Source organism: Kocuria sp. CPCC 205260, assembly GCF_040981045.1.
GTDB lineage: Bacteria > Actinomycetota > Actinomycetes > Actinomycetales > Micrococcaceae > Kocuria > Kocuria palustris.
Map to the genome: position 1 here is coordinate 154,269 of NZ_JAVKPT010000002.1, position 20,146 is coordinate 174,414.

Consider the following 20,146-nt stretch of genomic DNA (forward strand, 5'->3'; position numbering starts at 1 on the left):
ACACCATGCGTCTGCTGATGAATCTGCCCCGCCAGACGCCTCAGCGGCCCCGGAAGGCCCAGGGTGCGATCCGGCGCAGCACGCGACCGACCCGGCTGCTCAGGGAGTGCTCCTTGATCCGCTGCTCGGCCTCCTGGGTCAGCTCCCGCTGCGCCTGCACGGCCTCCAGGAGCTGACGGTTCTGCTCGAGCATCTGCTGCTGGGCCTCCTGCATCTGCTCGAGCCGCTCGCGCAGATCCTGGATCTCCCGCGCCATCCACAGCGGCAGGCCGATCCCGTTCTGATCGGTCCATTCGCGCAGGTGCCGCTCGCGCACCGCAAGATCGTGCTTCTCGTGCAGGGCCTTGCCCGCGAACATCGAGTTGCCGTCCGCGCCGAGCGCGCTGGGGCGCTGATGCCAGAACGCCAGGGGCCGGCCCGGCAGGAAGCCGATCGTCGCGCTCGAGGCGACGCGCAGATTGAACTCCCAGTCCCCGGCGGCCGGCAGGGACTCGTCGAAGCCCCCCACGAGCCCGTGCAGGCTGCGACGGTAGAGGAAGCAGATCGGCACGCCCCGGTTGATGCTCAGCAGCTCGCTGAGGGTGATCGCGCTCTGCTCGGCCCAGAACAGGGCGCGCCCGGTCTCGCGCACGCTCTTCTGGCCGTCGTGGTCGTCGATCTGCTCGTAGACGATCTCCGTGCGGGCCATGACCCCGGCATCTGTGCACGACGGCCGCTCCAGGAAGGCGACGGTGCGCTGGAGGAACTGGGGGTCCCAGGTGTCGTCGTCGTCGTGGATCACCACGAACTCACTGTCCGAGGCGGCCACCCCGCGGTTGGAGGCGGCCTCCATGCCGACGCTGCGGCGGTGCGAGAGGATCCGGCAGCGTCCGCGGAAGCGCTCCTCCCGGGCGTCGACGAGGCGCTGCACGGGCTCGGGATCGCCGCCGTCGTTGACGATGACCAGCCGCCAGTCGGCCAGGGTCTGGGCCAGGACGTCGTCCAGGGCGCGCTCGAGCAGCAGCGGGCGGTCCTTGGTGCGCATGATGATCGCCACGGAGGCCGCCGAGCCCTCTGCGACCGGCGCCTGCGGATCCGTCCAGTCGCGGCGCAGTGCGCGGGAGAACTCGGTGCCGGCCCCTGCCGCCGGGACCTCCGGCACCTCCGCCGGGCCGGGCAGCGCCCCGGACAGCCCCACCAGGACCCCGTCCCACCAGGCCGCGGCCGTCTCGCGCACAGCGGCCCGACGCGCCAGCAGATCGCTCCAGAACTCCCGGTGGCCCTCCACGGCCTCCTGCGTCCAGCGCTGCGCGGCCTGATGCGTGTCCCATGCGGCCTCGCGCGGGGTGATCAGCGCAGCCAGCGGGACGACCTGCCCGGAGATGCCCCAGGTGCGCAGGGCGCCCTCCATGCGCACCTGGGAGTAGCGGTCCACGGCGATCGGCAGGACGGTCGCACCTCCGGCCAGGCCGAAGACCAGCGGGTGATAGCGCGAGCTCACCACGTAGTCGGCGCTCAGGGTGCGCCGCAGGCTGTCCTCGGCGTCCTCGATCGGACGGTGGGCGGCCGCATGGCGCATCCGGGCGGCCACGAGCCGGTGGAAGGCCTCGTCGCCGTCGTGCTCGCCCGGACGGGCCAGGTGCGGCACGAGCTCCACGGCCCCGCCGGTGCGCTCGACCAGCGCGTCCAGCACGACCGCGTAGACCTCAGCGGCCTCATGCTCCTCGAACGGGCCGGCGCCGGGGGCGAAGGTCGCCACGATCCGCGGGGCGGTGGGATCGGACAGCGCCTGGGCCTCGACGTCCTCCGCAGCAGCGCCCGCGGCCGGGCTGCCCGAAGGGGAGGCCTCAGCTGATGGCGCCTCCGCGAGTGGCTGCGCCGCGGCCGTGGAGCCGCCGGGCGCCGCAGCCTCGCTCTGCGGGGTGTTCCAGGGCGCGGAGAGCACCTCGAGCGCCCAGCCCACCGAGTCGTCGGGGCACGCGCGCAACCCCGGATGCCCGGGGCACAGCTGCTGCGCCAGCGCCAGGGAGTCCGGGTCGCGCAGGCCCACGAGCACCGCGGTCTCGAGCATCTTGGCCAGCACGGGGCGGTCCTGCTCGCTGAGCTCGGGGCCCAGGGTCTGCCCGCTGATGACCACGGGAAGCCCCAGGCTGCGAGCGATCTCGACCACGGCGGCGCGCTCGCTGAGCAGCCAGCCGTAGCGGGAGTTCATGTTGCCGCCGCCGCCGATCAGCAGCGCGTCCACGCCGCGCAGGGCCTCGATCAGCGCGAAGACCTGATCCTCCGGCGGCAGGGCGTCGGTGCGGCCGTCGAGCACCTCGCGGATCTCCCCGAGGTAGCGCGCGCGATCCTCCGGGGGCCAGGGGAAGCGCGGGGTGGGCACCGGCACGACCGACTCGAACCGAGCCGCGGTGTGCTGCGGATCCCGGGTGAGCATCACGGGCTCCTGGATCCCGCGAGCGCGCAGGGCGGCGACGGCGGCGTGGCCCATGGCCTCGTCGCCCACGTGGTAGTCGATCTGTCCGACGTCGACGAGGAGGGCTGCCTGCATGGCGATGATCCTCCCACAGCCGCCTCGGTAGCTGCCGGGCGGCAGCGGCGAGCGCCCGGAGGGCTCAGCCTCCCCGCGTGAGGTCCTGGCCGTCGGCGGTCTCGGGATCCTCCTCGGGGTCGTCATGCAGCACGGGCGCGGGGCGTCGGCCCTCCGCCTCGTCGAGTGCGGCCAGCGCCTCGATGAGGCTGAGGTGGGAGCTCACGTGCGGCATGTTGCCGAGCATCCGGCCCCCGTGGTCGGGATCGCCGTCGTAGGCGGTCGAGAGCAGCCCCAGATCGGTCGCCCGGCGCAGGACGCCGGCGAGCGTGCGTCGGGCCTCGTCGAGCTGGGAGCTGCGCGCCTGGTAGGCCGCCAGCCACAGCGTCACGCCGAAATGCGGGCTGTCCGGGCCCTCGAAGCCGTCCTGGCCGATCTGCGACTCGAAGTCGGCGGGATCGGAGCCCGGCGGCACGGACACGTTCTGGTAGCGGCGCAGCAGCCCGGACTCGGTGCCGAGCTCCTCGACGATGCGCTGGGCGGTGCGCACCATCCGCTCGTCCTCCCAGTCCACGAAGCCCAGGGAGGGCAGCTGCAGCAGCGAGGCGTCGACGCTCTGGGCGCCGTAGCGCTGCACGAACGTCCCCACGGCGGGGTCGTAGCCCGAGGTCCAGATCTCGAGCGCGAGCTGATCGCGGTGGGTCTCCCAGAGCTGCAGGTCGCCGTCGAGCCCGTGCGTGCGCACGGCCTCCACACCGGCCTGCAGCGCCGCCCACATCATGACCCGCGAGTGCGTGTGGAACTCCCGGTCCCCGCGCATCTCCCAGATGCCCTGGTCCGGCTCCTCGTACGACGCCACGACGTGGCCCAGCAGCGCCTTCTGGATCGGCCAGGACAGCTGATCCTCCTCCAGCCCGCGGCGGCGCAGCCGCTCGAAGGCCACGAGCAGGTAGCCCGCGGTGTCCGACTGCAGCTTCCCGGAGCTCGAGTTGCCCACGCGCACCGGGCGCGAGCGCTCGTAGCCCGGCAGGTCCACCGTGTGCTCGGAGGTCTCCCGCTCGCTGCCCACGCCGTACACGCTCTGGATGTCCTCGGCCGGCCCGGCCACGGAGCGCAGCATCCAGTTGCGCAGCTGCAGGGCCTCGCGGTCGTGGCCGTGCTCGAGCATGACCTGCAGCGCCTGGGCCGCATCGCGCAGCCACGAGTAGCGGGCATCCCAGTTGCGCTCGCCGCCGATCTGCTCCGGCAGCGACATCGACGGCGCCGCCACCAGACCGCCGCTGCGCTGGTGCATGAGCGAGCGCACGACCAGCAGGGACCGGCGCACGGCCTCCTCGCGCTCCTCGAGGCTCAGCAGCGGATCGGGGCCGTCCTCCTCGGCGGCGGCTCCGCCGTAGGTGGGCGCGCCGTCGCCGCCGTCGCTCAGCTCGACCTTCCCCTCTGTCCGCTGCGTGTTCTCCCACTGCTCATCCCATTCGCGCCAGGTGTCCAGGGCGGTGCGCAGCTCGTCGCCGGCATCGACGGGCGGCGGCGGGGTGCGGTGCGACTCGAAGTGCGTCAGCACCAGGTCCCGGGTCTGACCGGCCGAGACGGTGAAGCGCGAGACGTGGCGCGGGCCGTTGTCGTCATCGATGCGCTCGGCGGGGACCTCGCTGCGCAGGACCATGGCATCGGCACCGGCCAGGGCGATCAGCTCCTCGTCGCCGATCTCCCCGGTCTCGGGGTCCTCCAGGCCAGCGAAGTGCGAGATCCAGGGGGTGATGCGCCCGTAGTCGAAGCGCAGGCGCAGGTCCTGGACCATCTCCACATCCCCGGTCAGGCCCTCGATCCGCCGGACGACGTTCAGCTGGGTGTCCAGCGGCATGAAGTCGGTGACGCGCACCGAGCCGGTGTCCGTGATCCACACGGTGTGCAGCACGAAGGTGTGCTCGGCGTAGAAGCGATCGCCCACGCGGCACTGATCGCGCCACTGCTCCTCGGGCAGATCGCGGCCCTCGTCGTCCACGGTGGCGGACGGCGCCAGCAGCCAGCGGCCGTGGTCGGCATCGCCCAGGATCGCTCCGAAGACCGACGGGGAGTCGTAGCGGGGCACGCACATCCAGTCGATCGAGCCGCGCCGCGAGATCAGCGGCCCGGTCTGCATGTCGGAGAGCAGCGCGTAGTCCTCGAGGGGGGAAGCCATGGCACCAATCTGACATATCCGAGCCCGCTTCGAGCACTCGGCCCGGGTGGGAGGCGCGCGGGGCGGCGGGCTCGACGATCTCCCGGTCATCGAGCAGCCGCCCCGCGGCCCCGCCCGCCCGTCAGGACGCGCGGGCACTCTCCCCGCCCGCGGGCCTCGGTCTCCCGGCCTCGGCCCGCGGCCCGGCCGCCCTTGCCCGGGGCGACCGCTCTCCGCCCGGCGGATGCGGGCGGAGAGCCTCTGCGCCGCGGCCCCCGCAGGGACCGACGACGAGTCATGCACCAAGCCTGCGGCGCGCACGGCGTCGCAGCTCGGAAGTCTGTGCGCTGAGCGCGGCCAGGTGGCCGCGACCCGACGCGGTGCGGGTCAGTCCCGCTGCTGGGCGGAGGATCTGCGCAGCAGCGCGAGTCCGCCCACGAAGGACCCGGTGGCCAGCAGCGCCAGCACGAGCCGCTGAGCGTCGCGCTCGGAGGACAGCTGCGGTGCCGAGCCGGCGGCGGACAGCCCGCTCTCCGAGGCCGGCACCTGCTGGGAGGCAGGCACGACGGCGGGGCCTGCCGCGACCGTCTCCGCCTCCGGCACCTGCTGCCGGGCCACGGAGATGTCGATGCCGTCCATCGACCCGACTGCGCGCAGCGCCTCGGCGCCGGCGAGATCCGGGCTGTCGCCGTACCAGGTGCTCAGGGCCTCGTCCTCATGGCCCGACTCCCAGACGGTGGCCTCGAGCAGCACGGGCGCTCCGGGCTGGACGGCTCCCTGCAGCAGGTAGCGCCCCTCGGAGTCGACCTGCACCGACCCGAGCGACTCGCGCTGGCCGTCGATGCCCAGGGCGAAGGCCTCGACCTGCGCCGTCTCCCGATCGCTGAGTCCGTCGACGATCCCGGAGATCTCCAGCGGGACGGACAGGCCCTCCTGCGCCGCGGCCGTCTCGACGGCGGCCGGAGGCGCCTGATCGAGGGCCAGGGCGGGAGCCGCAGCGCCGACCAGCAGCAGCGGGACGGCGGCGGTGATGATCTGGGCGGAGCGTCGAACGGACATCATGTCCTCCTCGGTTCGTGTGCTAATGCAATCGTTGCATATGTACATCACGAATGCAAACACTTGCGGAGGGTTCGTCACGCCAGAATGCGTCGAGGCCGCACTCGCGCCTCCCATCAGTCCTGATGGGGAGCGCAGGTGCGGCCTCGACTTCGGGGCTGCTGCGGGTCAGCTCACTGCTCGGGGTGGACGCGCTGGCCGAACTGGGGGCCGCCGTCGTCATCTCCCGGCTTCTTCCCGTAGTCCTTCTGCGCCTCGCGCTGCTCGCGGGTGGCCCGGCGCTGGGCGTAGAGCTTGGCGGAGGAGCGGTTGACGCCGGTTCCCTCGCCCAGGGAGGGGTCGTTAGGCTTCTCGATCATCATGAGGGTCGCGCACACCACCACGGAGGCGATGAATGCGATCCCGCCGATGATCAGCCCGAGGTCCAGCCGCAGGCCCCCCTCGGTCCCGCCCGCGCCCACGACCGAGGCGATGCCGAACGCCACGAGCCCCAGGACCGCGGACACCGCCAGGGGTGCCTTCACATCCGGGGTGCGGCGCTTGGACCGTCGGTTGTCTCCAGCCACGGGGCTGTCCTCCTGAAGTCGTCGTCATGCGGGCTCGAGAGCCAGTGCTGCGCCCTGCGCCGAAGGCGGGCCGTCGAGCGGATGCGAGCCCCCGTGCGAGCGTCACTCGGACACCCGGGCGCGCCGGAGGCACACCGTTCAAGTCTACTCCGCGCCGCGCGGGTCCGGATCGGCGGGGACCCCGCAGGAGCGGGACTCATGGCGCAGGGTGAGACCGGCGAGCAGCAGCAGGACCCCCGAGATGATCGCAGCGCCTCCCACGACACCCAGGATCGCGTGCGGCCCCAGCCCGGCCACGAGCAGCACGCCGATCGCGGCCGCGGCGGTGACGAGACCCACGATCTGCCAGTCCTTGGCCAGGGGATGCAGGCCGCGGCGCGACGTGCCCAGCCAGCCCTCCGGCAGGCCGACCAGGAACAGCACGACGGAGGCCACCAGCGCCAGCATCTCGGCGGTGGACGGGATCATCACCACGGCGATGCCTCCCAGGACCCACATGATCCCGGTCGAGCGCGGCACGGTGGCCAGTCCGCCCAGATCCAGGCTCTCGTGGTCACGGGAGCGCAGATCGCCCCACAGCACGCAGGCGCCCACGGCGGCCATCCAGAGCCCGAGCAGCCAGATGCTGAAGCCCAGGCTCGGGTCCGTCACGAAGATCGTGCAGGCGGCGAAGGCCAGCGTCAGCAGGGCGCGCACCAGGGTGGGCGCGACCAGACCGCGCAGGGCTGCGGGTTCGTAGGACACGGGCACCAGCTTCCGGGGACGACAGCGGCGGGGCATCCGCAACGGGATGCCCCGCCACTGTAGTGCGAGGTCCTGACGGCGCAGCCGCTGAGTCGGCTCAGGCGTCGAAGCGCGCGCCGCGGGGATTCGCCCGAGAGGCTGAGGACTCAGCTCTTGTCAGCCTGCGCCCGGTTCGGCACGACCATCACGGGGCACACGGCGTCGACCAGCACGGCCTGGGAGACCGAGCCCAGGAGCAGTCCGCGGAAGCCGCCGCGGCCGCGCGTGCCCATCACCACGAGGTCCGCGGAGGCGGAGGCCTGCACGAGGGCGTCGGCGGGGCGGCCCGAGAGGATGTGGATGCTGGTGTCCAGACCGGAGAACTGCCTGACGACGTCGTCCTCGACCTCCTGCAGCATGTTCCGCGCCGGCTCCGTGAGCTGCTCCGAGACCGCCTGATCGAGCTCCGCGGAGCCCGAGGGCAGGGAGGTCACGGACGGGATCACTGTCACGAGCGAGAGGCCCTTGCCGTGGGCCTGGGCGTACTCGGCCGCCTTCCTGACCGACGGGGACTCCAGGCCGAGCTTGTCGACGGCCACGACCACGCGGCCGGTGAAGTCGCCCTGGGTGGGCTCGATGGTCTCCGGCAGGACGATGACCGGGCACTCGGCGTGGGCGGCGGTGGCGGCGGAGACGGAGCCCAGGCGACCGCGCAGACCGTGCAGGCCGCGCTTTCCCAGGACCACCAGGGAGCTGTCCCGCGATTCGTTGACGAGGACCCCGGCGACGTCGCCGCGCTCCAGGACGCCCTGGGCGCGCACGCCCGCATCCTTGGCCTTCTGCACGCCCCGGCGGGCGGTCTGCTCGGCCTCGTCCTCGATCTTCTCCAGGAACGGACCGGTGATGGCGGCATCCGCCACGACGGGGCGACCGGTGGAGACCACCACGGTCAGCTCGCCGTCCAGGGCCTTGGCCTCTCCGATGGCCCAATCCAGGGCCTTCTCCGCGAACTCGGAGCCGTCATAGCCGACGAGGATCTTCTGGGTCATCGCTCTGCCTTTCCACGCTGAAAGCCGGTGGAGAGGCCCTGTGCGACCTGGCGGATCGGGCCCGGAGACCGTGCCCCTTGCGGCGCCGCTCCTGACTGCCTCTCCACCTTCATTCTATGACAGCGCGCACATCCGGGCCCGTTGTGATGGCAACCGACGGCATCCGCAGATCACCTCTCGAGATGGGCTCCGGGTGCGCCCGGTCGTCGCGTCGGCAGGCCCCGGCCGGACGCTTCTCCACCGCCCACGCATCGACGGATCATCGAAGCAGGTGATGCGCCCCGCAGAGTCAGTCGAGCGGCGCCGCCGCCCGCAGCGGCTCAGGCCTGAAGCAGCCAGCGATCCCCTCGGGAGCGCACTCCGAGCGTGATCCCGCGAGCTCCCATGTAGCCGAACGCGTAGGCGATCCACAGCAGCACCAGCCCGAGCGAGCCGCCGAGATCCGCCAGCACCAGTGCTGCGAGCATCGGCAGGTAGACCACCAGGTTCACCACACCCGCCAGGGCCAGGTAGCGGGCGTCGCCGGCTCCGATCAGCACGCCGTCGAGCACGAACACCCAGGCCGCCAGCGGCTGGCCCAGGGCCACCACGATCATCCCGAGGGCGAAGAGCCGCTGGACGTCGGGCGAGGGCGTGAGCAGGGGCGCGGCCAGCGGCAGGACCAGCCCCACCACGAGCCCGGTGACCACGCCGAAGACCATCCCGAAGCTCACGATGCGCCGCACCAGGACGCGCACGGCCTCACGGGCCTCGTCGCCGTCGGGGCCCTCGGCGCGGGTGTCGCGAGCACCGGTCTCCTTGCCCACGAGCGCCTGCGCCGCGATGGCCAGGGCGTCGAGCGCGTAGGCCATGACGTTGAAGATGGTCATGATCAGCTGATAGGCCGCGAGGTTCTCGGCCCCCTGCCGGGTCGCGACCACGACCGTGAGCATCAGCGCAGCACGCAGGGAGACGGTGCGCAGCATGAGCCACGAGCCCACCCCCATCAGCGCTGCGACCCGGCGCGGGGAGGTGGCCATGCCCACGCCCTCCGCCCGGCAGCGCCGCCCGAGCATGACCAGGTACACGGCGGCCATGGCCCACTGCGTGAGGCTCGTGCCCAGCGCCGCACCGGCCACGCCCATGCCGACCCCGTGCACCAGCGTCACGTTGGCGCCCACGTTCAGCGCAGCACCCGCCATGGCGATGACCAGCGGCGTGCGGGTGTCCTGCAGCCCGCGCAGCACGCCGGTGGCGGCGGTGACCAGCAGGATCGCGGGAAGCCCGGGCAGCGACCACCACAGGTATGACGAGGCCTGCTCCAGCACCGCGCCCTGACCGCCCATGGCCTGCAGCAGCGGCTGCCCCAGCACGGCGCCGAGCACCGCCAGGACCACGCCCAGGCCTGCGCCGAGCCAGAGTCCGTCGCGGCCCACCGCCAGCGCCTCGCGCATGCGCCCGGCACCCAGGTGCTTGGCCACTGCGGGAGTCGTTGAGTAGGCCAGGAACACCATGAGCCCCACGGCCGTCTGGACGACCGCCCCGGCCAGGGCCACGCCGGCCAGCGGCTCGGTGCCCAGCCGCCCCACGATGACGGTGTCCGCCAGCAGGAACAGCGGCTCCGCGATGAGGGCGCCGAAGGCAGGCACGGCGAGTCCGAGGATGCGCCGATTCAGCCCCTTGCCGCCCGGCACATCGCTGCGCTGCACCTGTCCTGCCTCCGTCGTCTTCCGCCGTCTTCGAGCGCCTGTTCGTCGCGCCCCGTTGCTAGCCTTCCACAGTATCCATCCAGGGCCTCTCGGCCTGACCCGCATCCCCCCAGGAGGTCTCGCGATGGCCCGCTCGTCCGGCGGACGCCCCGTGCGCTCCTCCCACCCGTCGTGGCCCCCGCTGCGCGTGCGCGCTGTGCTCAACGGACTGGTCGCAGCCGCGGCGGGCATCGGACTGCTGTGGCTGACCTGGGGAGCCCTGGACTTCACGGTCTACGACGCCTCCGGGGTCCCGGCTCCCGTGCGGGTCATCGCGCTGTGGTTCGCGGTCGGGCTGCCGATCGCCTGGCTGGCCATCGGGCTGCACCTGCTGGTGGCCGCGATGTTCAGCTCCGACCGCGTCCTGCTCGCCCACGGCTCCGCCGAGTGGGAGCCCGGGGCCCAGGACGACGTCCTGCGCGGCGTCCGCGTGCGCCGCTGGCGGCTGGGGCTGCTCGGCGGTCGTCGCGTCTCCGCCCCCACGCTGGGCTGGCTCCCCGAGCTCTCCCCGTACGCCCTGGCACCACTGGGCGGCGGGATCCTCACGCTGCTCGTGATGCTGGCCTGGATGGCCCGCGGCTACGGCGCCGGAGTGATCGCGCTGATCGCGGCGATCCTATGGCTGGGCTGGCGGCTGCTGCGCGGCTGGCAGGCCTGGAGCGACGTCCGCGACCACCGAGCCCGCCCGCGCTCTTCCCAGGAGCCGGACCCCACCCCGGACGAGGTCTGGGAGGACGAGGAACGGGACGACGACTGGCAGGACGAGCCCGAGCCCGCACACAGCCGCGCCGAGGACCTCGACTCCATCGCCGGGATGCCCCGCTACCGGGAGGATCGGCCGACCGCCGCGAGCATCGCCGCGACCCGGCGGGTCGATCGCGCCGAGGAGGACGACCCCACTGCCGCTCTGCCGCTCTACGTGGACGACGACGAGCACCGCAGGGCCTCCGAGGACGGTCCGCAGACCGCCCCGCTGCAGACCGTGCCCGCACGGGACGAGCCCCTGCGCCGCGGACGTCGCGGCAGGCGCGGGGCACGCGGGGACTCAGAGCACGGCTCTGCGGACGACGGCCCGCCGGAGGTGCTGGTTGATCGCTCCGTGCAGCGCGCGATCCGCGCCAAGCAGGCCCGTCGCGGCGCACCCGTGGAGCAGCAGGAGCCCGCGCGCGGCCGCTCCGGGCGCGGTCGAGGAAGCGGCCGGGGGTCTCAGCGCCCGGGCCCGGCGGCCGCGGACGAGCAGCCCCAGGGCCTGCGCGCCTACCTGGGCCAGCGCAGCCACCAGGGACAGGAGGATTCCGGGACGCGGGCCCTGCACGAATCCGCGGGCCAGCGCATCCGCCGCGAGGCCCGGGTCCCGGCCCCGCGCCCCCGTCCGACGTCGCGGCCGACGCGCTCGGACGAGCCCTTCGACCAGGACCGTCCCTCACGCCGCGGCGGCGCGCCCACGGCGGCCGATGCGATGGACGAGATCTACGGCCACGACGACCACGCGCCCTCGCTGCTGTCCTACTTCTCCCGCCGCCGCGACGACGACGCCGGCTGAGGGCCGCGCGCGCAGCTGCCCGCCGCGCGCGTGAGAAGCGCCCGCCGCCGGCTGCTCCGGGGGCGCAGGGAGGCTCTCGCCGGCGGCCGCCCCTGTGCTCAGTACCCGCGCAGCTGCTCGATCTTGCGACGGTCCTTCTTGGTGGGCCGCCCTGCACCCCGGTCGCGCTGCGGCACCGCGGAGCGCAGCTGGGGCGGCGGCGGGGTCGAGCGGTCCTCGTAGCACTCCCGGGCCACCGGGGCGCCCACGCGCTTGAGCAGCAGCCTGCGGACCACGATCTCCTGCTGCCAGCCCGGGCGCCTGACCGTGACCGTGTCCCCCACGCGCAGCGCCTGCGCCGCCTTTGCGGGAGCACCGTTGAGCCGCACGTGCCCGGCCCGGCAGGCCGTCGTGGCCTCCGAGCGGGTCTTGAAGATCCGGACGGACCATAGCCACACGTCCAGGCGGACGGAGGCTGGACCGTTGTCAGGGGCGGTGCTCATGGCGCCATCCTCCCATTCGGGAGCCGTCGGGATTCCTCGCGATGTGGCCTTGCTCACAGCAGCAGACAGGAGTAGCGTCTGGCGCACCACAGGTCGACAGACGGGAGTGCGAATGGAGAAGGCATCCATCAGCGGGACCGACACGGGCAGGGCTGCAGAAGCCGCGCAGTGAAGGCCGGAGCAGACCGCAGCAGCCGAACCGGTTGACGATCGAGCCCAGCACAATGAGAGACGGGTCATCAACACACCGGCGGCGCGCATGCGGCGCAGGCGATAACCATCGAGAAGAGCACGGTGGCAAGCCGACCCCGCAGTAGGACCGCGCAGACCAGACGAGGACCCCGGAGGCGATCGCGACGCCCCGGGGTCCTCGCATGCCCGGGCTCCTCCGATCTCAAGGACCGACGCAGCCGCACGGGCACCTCGCACCCGCGAGGAGTCGCCTGCGCAGACCATCGCTCGCCAAGCCCTGCGTGAGCGAATCCTCGCGAGCCCCTCAGTCACCCCGGGTCGCAAGACGGGCACCCGGACGGCGCGGCGCCCCGGCTCGCAGGAGCCGGGGCGCCGTGGTCCGCCGATCCCGAGTGCGGGATCATGCGTCAGTCGATCAGGAGGCGACGACGGAGGCCAGGCGGTTCATGGACTCCTCCAGCTCCTCCTCCGAGATCATGGGGAAGTGGACCTTCTTGAGGATCTCGGGGTTGGCGTCCTTCCACGTGTAGGTCTGGGTGACGCGCGTCTGGCCCTCGCCCAAGGACTCGAGCTCCCAGACCCACTCCCAGCCGTTGTCCTCGACCGTGGTGCCCTGCTTGGCGGGCTTCCAGGCGATCAGCTTATTGGGGTCGAAGCCTGTGACCGTGTTGTCGGTCTTGTAGTCGCCGCCCTGGTCCTCGCGGTGCATGTCCATGGTGAAGACGTCGCCGGCCTTCTCGATGCGCTGGTCCGAGCCGTTCTTGATGTTGCCGGAGCCGTCGAAGTCGACGTGGCGGGCAGGCAGGGACAGGATCTGGAAGATCTCGGCCGCCGGGGCATCGATCTCGCGGGTGACGGTGACGGAGGTGTCAGTGGTCGTCATGCTGAAGTGCTCCTTTTCATCAGGGGACTTTCGTGTGACCACAGTAGGAAGACTGCGGCCCGGATCACAACGCCGTTCTCCCCCAGAGGAAGTGCCGAGAGCCGCTGGCTAGCCTGGAGGCATGCAGCAGCGCACCGTGATCGGCCTGGACATCGGCGGAACCTCCACCCGCGGCCTGCGCGCGGACGGCCCCGCCGCCGCACCGGGGCCCGAGCTCGTCATCGGCGCCGAGGCCTCCGGCGGCAGCTCCAACGTGCAGAACGTGAGCCGCGACCAGGCCCGGCAGAGGCTGGCCGCCGTGCTCGAGGAGCTGGGCGCCCCCGGACTGGATCCGGCCGCGCAGCACGTGGACGTGGTGATCGGGGCGGGCGGCGTGGACACCGACGACGACGCCCGCCGGCTCCGGCGGCTCGTGATCGAGGCGGCGGGGACTCTGGCCGCAGCGCGGTTCCGCATCGTGCACGACACCCGTCTGCTGCTGGCCGCCGCCGGGGCGGACGAGGGCATCGCGCTGATCGCCGGCACCGGTTCCGTGGCCTGGGGGCGGACCGCCGACGGCTCCGAGGCCCGTCGCGGCGGCTGGGGCTACCTGCTGGGCGACGAGGGCAGCTCGTTCTGGGTCGGCCGCGAGGCCGTGCGCCGCGCCCTGCGACGAGCCGACGCCGGCGAGCCCGCCGATGAGCTCGACCGCGCCGTGCTCGAGACCCGCGGGCTGGGGCAGCGCTCGGAGCTGATCGCGGACTTCCACGACCGCTTCGAGCGCACCGCCTGGGCGGGTCTGGCCACGCACGTGGACCGCTGCGCCAGCGCCGGCCTCCTGGGAGCCCGCGAGCTGCTCGAGGCCGCCGCAGGGCACCTGATCGAGATGGCAGCCGGGGTCGCCGAGCAGCTGAGCCTCACGGGTCCGATCGTGCTGGGCGGAGGGCTGGGCTCGTCGTCGGTCCTGAGGGACTCCCTGGCCGAGGCAGCGGCGGCCGCCGGGCTCAGCGCGCCGGAGCCGCTGCGGGTCCCGCCGGTGCACGGGACGCTGCGCCTGGCGGAGGCCTGAGCGCGGGCGCGCTCGCCCGCGTAGGCTCGGAGACACACCCCGTCCGATGAAAGAGGTGCTGATCGTGTCCCCGAATCGCTCCAGCGGCTCCTCCGGAGGCTCCGACGAGCAGCCGGGCGGCGCGCTGTCGCATCCCTCGCAGCTCACGCAGGCGGATCCGGAGCGCCTGTCCGCGCTGACCCGGGATGCGGAGGCCTCCCGCGAGACGCTGAGGGCCGTCCTGTCGGACGCCGGGGCCGAGCCCCGGGATCGCGTGGCTGCCGCGGTGCTGCTCGAGGCCGTCCTCTCGGACAGCGGCGCGATCGACGCCCTGGACGACGAGGCCGCTGCCAGCACCCAGGCGCTCGAGCTGCGGTTCGCACCGGCGCTGCGCCCCGCCGCCGCACGGGCCCTCGGCACTCCGGCGACCGTGCAGCTGCTGAGCTGGGCCGCGCAGTCCAGCCCCGGGGCGCCTCCCGTGGAGGCCGCCGAGGCGGCCGCGCACCTGGGCGTGGACGACGACGGACGCATCTACAGCCGCGTGTCGCAGCGAGCCGTGCAGATCTCCGAGCAGAAGGGCCTCAGCCGCGCCCTCAAGGATCGGCTGCGCCGACTCACCGATACCCTGGGCCTTGCCGATCAGCAGGCCCGACGCCAGCGCGCCGAGCACAGTGCCGCGAGTGCCGACACCGCTGCAGGACCCGACGCCGGCACCGCCGCAGGAACCGACTCCGGTACCACCGCGGAGGGCGAGGCCGCACCGAAGGCTCCCGAGCCTCAGGACGGCCCCGCGCCGTCATGGTCCTCGGCCGATGACGCCGCCCTGGCCTCCATGCTGGGCCGCGATCCGGCCGACGAGCCGGCCACGGAGGAGCCGCGTCCGTCGGGCGAGGGAAGCAGCCAGCCCCCGCAGGCCCCGGACTCCGGCCGGCCCGTGGGGTTCGACGGCGGGAATGCTGCTGCCTTCGGGCAGCCCTCCGGCTCGGAGGAGGACGTCCCGCGGGCTCGGCAGGGCAGCGGACCGGGCTACGGCCCCGGCAGCGGCACGACCGAGGGCCAGCCGCCGCGCTCCTACGACTTCCGCTACCTGGGCGATGAGACCCCCAAGCCCACCACGGAGGCCGAGAAGGCCGAGTTCCGCACCACGCTGCGCAACTGGGGGATCTTCGCGCTGGCGCTGGTCCTGGTGATGATCATCGTGGCCATCATCCTCTGAGGGCCACGATGATCATCAGGGGCCTCACTGGGCGGTGAGCTCCCACGGGCCGCTGGACTCCACCGTGATGAAGTACTCCTCGGCCGGCAGCTCCATGGTGCCCTCGCCGGGGCCGATCTCGTTGAAGATCGTCTCGGCGGTGGGGCCGTCCGGATCGGCAGTCTCGGCCTTGACGATGAAGTTGCCGTCACTCTCGACCTGGACGTCGAAGGAGCCGGCCTCTTCGCCCGTCCAGTGGAAGACCTTGGAGCCGTCGGCCTTGACCGACTGACCGGGGCTGACGTCCGGGATCTCGTCGATCGAGTAGACGTCGAACTGCCACTCGACATCGTCCTCGGCCGAGACCTTCACATCCGTGATGCGCTCGTCCATCCAGTAGGGATCTTCGAAGCCCACACCGGTGGTTCCGGGGACCACGCCGCCCATGGAGGTGGTGGAACCGTCCGTGCGCTGACCGGTGAAGTAGGCGTAGATGGAGCTGTCCCCGCTGGCGGAGCGGCTGGTGTAGACCGGGGCGTCCTCGCCGTCCGGGTGCTCCAGGGCGAACTCGCCGTCGCCGGAGCCGGACTCGGACTGCACCGGCTCCACATCGGGCAGGCCGGACAGCTCGACCACATCGCCCGTGGCGGAGGCCGAGCCGCCGCCCGAGCCCTCGGAGTCGTCCTCCGAAGCGCCCTCCGACGCATCGTCCGAAGCGCCCTCGGAAGCATCATCCGAAGACTCCGACGAGGCGTCGTCCGAGGAGTCCTCGGAGGCCCCTTCCGTGGACTCCTCCGAGGGCGACTCGCTGGCGGCCGCGGAGTCCTCCGTGCTCTCCTCACTCGACGTCTCCTCGGACGAGGAGGACGACGAGTCGTCGGAGGAGTCGTCGCCGCCGGTGGCGACGCAGCCGCTGAGGGCGAGCCCGGCGCTGAGCGACAGGGCGCCGAGGATCAGCGGTGAGCGGCGGCGCTTCGGCGCGCTCGAGCGCAGCTGGTCGGCGGGCTGGGTGTCCAGCTCCTCGTGCTCGGCGGACGACGACTGGGTGGTCTGTGACTTCCGGAAGCCCATGGGGGTGCTCCTTCTCCGCGGTGGTGCGACGGATGCCGGTGGATCCGGCTCCGCCTCCATCCTGCCTCATGCATTCCCTAAAGCACACACCTGCGTCGTGATGACTCTGCGTGACGCCGGCAGCTCGGGCCTCTCGTCGTGTCGGGGCGCGGTCATAGGGTCGTGAGAACGGCCCCGGAGGCAGGGGCCAGCCGACCGCAGGAGGAATCATGACCGCCGCTCAGCAGCTGCTCGAGGACCTCGCACGCCGCCCCGCCGACACCGCAGGACTGGTGCTGGACGGCCTGGGCCTCCAGGAGGCGCACACCCAGCCGGGTGGGATCCACAACTCGATCGTGTGGCTGATCTGGCATGCCGCCCGCCAGGAGGACGTCCAGGTCGCCCAGCTCAGCGGCCGGGAGCAGGTCTGGAGCGCAGGCGGCTGGGCGCAGCGCCTGGGGATCGAGCGCGGGGCCGAGGACTTCGGCTTCGGCGACTCGGCCCAGGACGTCGGCGCGGTCACCACCAGCTCTCTCGACGAGCTGGCCGCCTACCTCACCGAGGTGACGGAGGCATCGGCCCGGTACACGGCCTCGCTGTCGGACGACGAGCTCGCCGAGGTCATCGACGACTCCTACGACCCGCCCGTGACCCGCGGCGTGCGCCTGGTCTCGACCTTCGAGGACGCCTCGACCCACCTGGGACAGGCCGCCTACGCCCGCAGCCTCGTGGACAGCGGCTGGACGATCGGCTTCTGAGGCCCTCCCGGCCGCCGGGCCTGCCGACCACAGTGCCAGTCGTGCTGGGGCGCGGCGCCCGGACAGGCCGGGAGCGCCCCTGAGCGCGGAGCAGCTCAGGGCGGGTCAGCCCTGCGCGAGTCAGCTCTGCGCGGCTCCGGCGGCAAGGCCGGAGAACCACCGCCAGGTGCTGTCCTTGGCCGGGGTCATGGACCCGGAGACGATCCAAGCGATGTCATCGCTATCCAGCGGGAACAGGGGGCGGCGCCGGGCCTCCTCGCCGGGCACATCGACGACCTCCGTCTCCTGATCCGCCTCCGCAGGATCCCCGCCCAGCTCCGCCCAGGGATCCTCCTGGAGCTCCTCGGGTCGAGCCAGGCTCCACAGCTGGGCGAAGCCCAGGGTCGTGCCGCAGCGCGCGGCGAGCTCCTCCGCCACCGCGGCCGCACGGGGTGCGCCGCGCAGGGTGGTGCCGTCGGGGGCTTCGGCCTCCGCACCCGAGAGCACCTCGGCGTCGCCGTCGGCGGCCTGCAGGAACGCCGTCAGCAGGGCCAGGGACGCATCCAGCAGCGCAGCGTCGCCCTGCGCAGCCGCCTCGGACCCCTCCGCCGCGCCAGAAGCAGGTGCCGCCGACGACGGCAGGTCTCCGTCGAGCTGCTCCCACGCCCAGCGCAGCCAGGACCAGTGCGCCGGCGACGCCGGACGGATCTCCGGCTCCCAGCGCGTGGCCGCTGCTGCCCAGTCGGCGTCGAGGGCGGGGGTGCCGGCGACCTTCGAGCCCTGCGGCTGCTGGGGCGGGATCGGTGCGGCGGGGTGACTGAACATGCCCGCCAGGCTACTGACCCTCGCCCGCAGGACGCGCGACGACGACGCGCCGCGGCCCCCGTTGTGGGGATCGCGGCGCGGCGTCGTCGTGTGCGCGTCGATCAGGCGACCGGGCGCTTCCTGCGGCTCAGGAATCGGAGCTGGCCGACTCGTACTCCTCCTCGGTCATGGGCGTGAAGCTCCACTTGCCGTCGGCGTCGACAGCGATGATGTACTCGCCCTCCTCGATCTCCAGGCCCCCGGTCACGGCGCCGATCTCGTTGAAGACGTACTGGGTGCCGGTGCCGTCGTCCGTGGGGGACTCGCCGTGGACGATGAAGTTCGACTCGCCGTCGTGCTCCACCCCCATGTAGGCGTCCTCCTCGGAGTTCCAGCGGAAGACGCCGGAGCCGTCGGCCTCGATGGTGTCGCCGTCGCCCGCCTCGGGCAGCGCGTCCATCTCGTAGAAGCTCAGGGTGTAGGTGTCGCCCTCCTCGGCCTCCATGTCCCACGAGGAGGTGTTCGAGGCCAGGCCGCCGCTGCTGCCGTACGGGTCCAGCAGGAAGGTCGCGGACTCGTCGGTCTCCACGCCGGAGAGGGTCTGGCCCTTGTCGGCCGAGCCGTAGACGTAGCTGTACTCGTCCTCGGAGGTGTTCTCGAAGACGACCACCAGGGGCTCGTCGTGCTCGGGGATCTCGACGGTGCCCCCGCCCTCGCCCTCGATGACCTCGATCGGCTCGCCGTTCATGGCGCCGGCATCGACCGTGTCGCCCGAGGCCTTGCTGTCCGAGGAGTCCGAGCCCTCGGTGGCCTTGCCGCTGGCCTCGGCGTCGTCGCCGTCCGTGGGGGCGCCCTTGGCGTCGGTGCTCGCGGCGCTGTCATCGGCATCTTCCGAGGGAGCCTCGCTCGAGTCCTGGCCGGAGTCGCTCGACTCCCCGCTCGGGCGCTCCGTCTCGGCGGACTGCTCGGTCTCGGTCTCGGCGGGCTGCGTGGCCCCGGTCTCCTCGACTGCCGGCTCCTCGGTGGGGACGCAGGCAGAGAGCCCGAAGGCTGCGGTCACCGCCAGCATGCCGACGGTCAGCGGGGTGCGGAGAGTGCGATTCGTGCTCATGACGACCTCCTGAGATCGTGTCATTGGTGGTGCTCGGCTGGGGTGCCTGCCGGTCCTCTTCGTTCCGACACCTCAGAGTTAACCACTGCAAATGTGCAGGTGCAAACCCCTGCCGTCCGAACAGCTCATTGTGACGAATCTTTACATCCGCAAACACGTGACCCAGTGGTCCACGACGCGCGAGAGCCCCCTTCGCATGCACGCGAAGGGGGCTCTCGCAGCGGTCAGCGGGGCCAGCCGGCTCAGGCGGCCCGCTGGTGAGCAATCACTCCTCGACCGGCTCGTAGTTCTTCTCGTAGTCCTCCTCGGTGATGGGCGAGAAGCTCCACTTGCCGTCGGCGTCGACGGTGATGATGTACTCGCCGTCCTCGACCTCGAGGCCGCCGTCGATCGCACCGATCTCGTTGAAGGCCAGCTGCGAGGTCTCTCCGTTGTCCTCCGGGGACTCGCCGTGGACGATGAAGTTCGACTCGCCGTCGTGCTTGACCGCGTAGTAGCCGTCATCCTCGAGGTTCCAGCGGAAGATGCCGGTGCCCTCGGCCTCGGAGCCCTGGCCGTCCTTGACCTCCGGGATGGAATCCAGCGGGTAGAAGCTCATCTTGAAGGTGTCGCTCGCGTCGCCCTCCATCTTCCACTTCTTGGTGTTGGAGTCGAGGCCGCCGTTGTAGCCGTACGGATCCAGCAGGAAGATCACGGTCTCGCCGGTCTCGGCGCCTTCGAGGCTCTGCCCGGGATCGGCCGTGCCGTAGAGGTAGCTGAACTCGTCCTTGGAGGTGTTCTCGAAGACGACCACCAGGGGCTCGTCGTGCTCGGGGATCTCGACGGTGCCGTCGCCCTCGCCCTCGACGACCTCGATGGGCTCGCCGGAGAGCTTGGAGGCATCGACCAGATCGCCGGCCGGAGCAGCATCCTTGGACTTCGAGGAAGCGTCGCCGGAGGGCTTCTCCGAGGTGTCCTCGGACGCGTCCTCGGAAGGCTTCTCAGAGGCCTCTTCGGAGGCCTCCTCCGAAGCGTCGTCCGAGGCCTCCTCCGACGGCGTCTCCTCGGCCTGGGTCTCCTCCGAGGACGCGGCCTCGGTCTCCTCGCTCTGGCCCGAGTCGCTGGAGTCGTCCTCGACGGTGGGCACGCAGCCCGACAGGCCGATGACGCCCGTCAGGGCCAGGAGCCCGACGGTCAGGGGGGTGCGGAGATGACGATCCAGGCTCATGCTGTGCTCCTTCGGAAACGGCGACCAGATGGTGCGCGGGCCATGAGGTGACCTCGCGGACTCAAGACTTCTCCAGGGAATCACGAATGCACACACCGGATGGAATGAGAAGTCAACATGT

17 protein-coding genes are annotated in these 20,146 nt (G+C 72.2%); 4 read left to right on the plus strand and 13 right to left on the minus strand.

The features are described 5' to 3' along the window. Positions 1-40: 40 nt before the first annotated feature. The 7 genes from RF645_RS05340 to RF645_RS05370 all read right to left on the minus strand — a co-directional run bounded on the left by RF645_RS05340 (position 41) and on the right by RF645_RS05370 (position 9,755). Positions 41-2,530: a polysaccharide pyruvyl transferase family protein gene (locus RF645_RS05340; protein ID WP_006214083.1), complete on the minus strand. Its 2,490-nt coding sequence runs from the start codon at positions 2,528-2,530 to the stop codon at positions 41-43. 64 nt (positions 2,531-2,594) lie between these two features. After that, a complete protein-coding gene (locus tag RF645_RS05345) occupies positions 2,595-4,691 on the minus strand; it encodes a glycoside hydrolase family 15 protein (protein ID WP_006214081.1) in 2,097 nt (698 codons plus the stop codon). A 366-nt stretch (positions 4,692-5,057) separates the two neighbouring features. After that, positions 5,058-5,732 carry a hypothetical protein gene (locus tag RF645_RS05350; RefSeq protein WP_040560519.1) on the minus strand — a complete coding sequence of 225 codons (675 nt, stop codon included), beginning with the start codon at positions 5,730-5,732 and terminating at the stop codon, positions 5,058-5,060. Positions 5,733-5,902: 170 nt separating this feature from the next. Beyond that, positions 5,903-6,295 (minus strand): hypothetical protein, encoded by a 393-nt coding sequence (locus RF645_RS05355; RefSeq protein WP_006214078.1) that lies wholly within the window; start codon positions 6,293-6,295, stop codon positions 5,903-5,905. 144 nt (positions 6,296-6,439) lie between these two features. After that, positions 6,440-7,039 (minus strand): DUF308 domain-containing protein, encoded by a 600-nt coding sequence (locus tag RF645_RS05360; RefSeq protein ID WP_006214077.1) that lies wholly within the window; start codon positions 7,037-7,039, stop codon positions 6,440-6,442. Between the two features lie 146 nt (positions 7,040-7,185). After that, on the minus strand, positions 7,186-8,067 hold the full coding sequence (locus RF645_RS05365) for a universal stress protein (protein ID WP_006214076.1): 882 nt from the start codon (positions 8,065-8,067) through the stop codon (positions 7,186-7,188). A 320-nt stretch (positions 8,068-8,387) separates the two neighbouring features. Then, complete coding sequence (locus tag RF645_RS05370) at positions 8,388-9,755, minus strand: MATE family efflux transporter (RefSeq protein WP_006214074.1); 1,368 nt, start codon at positions 9,753-9,755, stop codon at positions 8,388-8,390. 124 nt (positions 9,756-9,879) lie between these two features. Here RF645_RS05370 and RF645_RS05375 point away from each other — a divergent pair, with 124 nt between their 5' ends. After that, positions 9,880-11,337, plus strand: coding sequence for a hypothetical protein (locus tag RF645_RS05375; RefSeq protein WP_368818693.1), 1,458 nt, complete (start codon positions 9,880-9,882; stop codon positions 11,335-11,337). A 98-nt stretch (positions 11,338-11,435) separates the two neighbouring features. Here RF645_RS05375 and RF645_RS05380 read toward each other — a convergent pair whose 3' ends face one another. Continuing rightward, complete coding sequence (locus RF645_RS05380) at positions 11,436-11,819, minus strand: RNA-binding S4 domain-containing protein (RefSeq protein WP_006214070.1); 384 nt, start codon at positions 11,817-11,819, stop codon at positions 11,436-11,438. 607 nt (positions 11,820-12,426) lie between these two features. Beyond that, the gene (locus tag RF645_RS05385) at positions 12,427-12,894 is read right to left on the minus strand and encodes an SRPBCC domain-containing protein (RefSeq protein ID WP_006214069.1); all 468 of its coding nucleotides are present in this window, start codon (positions 12,892-12,894) and stop codon (positions 12,427-12,429) included. Between the two features lie 121 nt (positions 12,895-13,015). On the opposite strand from RF645_RS05385, the gene RF645_RS05390 reads away from it, so the two are divergent. Further along, positions 13,016-13,942, plus strand: coding sequence for a BadF/BadG/BcrA/BcrD ATPase family protein (locus RF645_RS05390; RefSeq protein WP_006214068.1), 927 nt, complete (start codon positions 13,016-13,018; stop codon positions 13,940-13,942). Positions 13,943-14,006: 64 nt separating this feature from the next. Beyond that, positions 14,007-15,137 (plus strand): hypothetical protein, encoded by a 1,131-nt coding sequence (locus RF645_RS05395; RefSeq protein ID WP_157796621.1) that lies wholly within the window; start codon positions 14,007-14,009, stop codon positions 15,135-15,137. 24 nt (positions 15,138-15,161) lie between these two features. Here RF645_RS05395 and RF645_RS05400 read toward each other — a convergent pair whose 3' ends face one another. Next, positions 15,162-16,187, minus strand: coding sequence for a hypothetical protein (locus RF645_RS05400; RefSeq protein ID WP_006214066.1), 1,026 nt, complete (start codon positions 16,185-16,187; stop codon positions 15,162-15,164). Between the two features lie 209 nt (positions 16,188-16,396). On the opposite strand from RF645_RS05400, the gene RF645_RS05405 reads away from it, so the two are divergent. After that, positions 16,397-16,924 (plus strand): DinB family protein, encoded by a 528-nt coding sequence (locus RF645_RS05405; RefSeq protein WP_006214065.1) that lies wholly within the window; start codon positions 16,397-16,399, stop codon positions 16,922-16,924. Between the two features lie 120 nt (positions 16,925-17,044). Here RF645_RS05405 and RF645_RS05410 read toward each other — a convergent pair whose 3' ends face one another. The 3 genes from RF645_RS05410 to RF645_RS05420 form a co-directional block, all read right to left on the minus strand. Next, entirely contained in the window at positions 17,045-17,728 is a 684-nt protein-coding gene (locus tag RF645_RS05410) for a hypothetical protein (RefSeq protein WP_006214064.1), read from the minus strand. 127 nt (positions 17,729-17,855) lie between these two features. Further along, entirely contained in the window at positions 17,856-18,818 is a 963-nt protein-coding gene (locus tag RF645_RS05415; RefSeq protein WP_368818694.1) for a hypothetical protein, read from the minus strand. Positions 18,819-19,083: 265 nt separating this feature from the next. Next, positions 19,084-20,025 (minus strand): hypothetical protein, encoded by a 942-nt coding sequence (locus RF645_RS05420; protein ID WP_058871947.1) that lies wholly within the window; start codon positions 20,023-20,025, stop codon positions 19,084-19,086. Positions 20,026-20,146 lie beyond the last annotated feature (121 nt).

Excerpts from the sequence above, each read along its gene's own strand:
- RF645_RS05345 (WP_006214081.1), bottom strand. The coding sequence starts at position 4,691 with ATGGCTTCCCCCCTCGAGGACTACGCGCTGCTCTCCGACATGCAGACC.
- RF645_RS05365 (WP_006214076.1), bottom strand. The coding sequence starts at position 8,067 with ATGACCCAGAAGATCCTCGTCGGCTATGACGGCTCCGAGTTCGCGGAG.
- RF645_RS05400 (WP_006214066.1), bottom strand. The coding sequence starts at position 16,187 with ATGGGCTTCCGGAAGTCACAGACCACCCAGTCGTCGTCCGCCGAGCAC.
- RF645_RS05380 (WP_006214070.1), bottom strand. The coding sequence starts at position 11,819 with ATGAGCACCGCCCCTGACAACGGTCCAGCCTCCGTCCGCCTGGACGTG.
- RF645_RS05350 (WP_040560519.1), bottom strand. The coding sequence starts at position 5,732 with ATGATGTCCGTTCGACGCTCCGCCCAGATCATCACCGCCGCCGTCCCG.
- RF645_RS05340 (WP_006214083.1), bottom strand. The coding sequence starts at position 2,530 with ATGCAGGCAGCCCTCCTCGTCGACGTCGGACAGATCGACTACCACGTG.
- RF645_RS05375 (WP_368818693.1), top strand. The coding sequence starts at position 9,880 with ATGGCCCGCTCGTCCGGCGGACGCCCCGTGCGCTCCTCCCACCCGTCG.
- RF645_RS05390 (WP_006214068.1), top strand. The coding sequence starts at position 13,016 with ATGCAGCAGCGCACCGTGATCGGCCTGGACATCGGCGGAACCTCCACC.
- RF645_RS05420 (WP_058871947.1), bottom strand. The coding sequence starts at position 20,025 with ATGAGCCTGGATCGTCATCTCCGCACCCCCCTGACCGTCGGGCTCCTG.
- RF645_RS05415 (WP_368818694.1), bottom strand. The coding sequence starts at position 18,818 with ATGAGCACGAATCGCACTCTCCGCACCCCGCTGACCGTCGGCATGCTG.
- RF645_RS05385 (WP_006214069.1), bottom strand. The coding sequence starts at position 12,894 with ATGACGACCACTGACACCTCCGTCACCGTCACCCGCGAGATCGATGCC.
- RF645_RS05405 (WP_006214065.1), top strand. The coding sequence starts at position 16,397 with ATGACCGCCGCTCAGCAGCTGCTCGAGGACCTCGCACGCCGCCCCGCC.
- RF645_RS05410 (WP_006214064.1), bottom strand. The coding sequence starts at position 17,728 with ATGTTCAGTCACCCCGCCGCACCGATCCCGCCCCAGCAGCCGCAGGGC.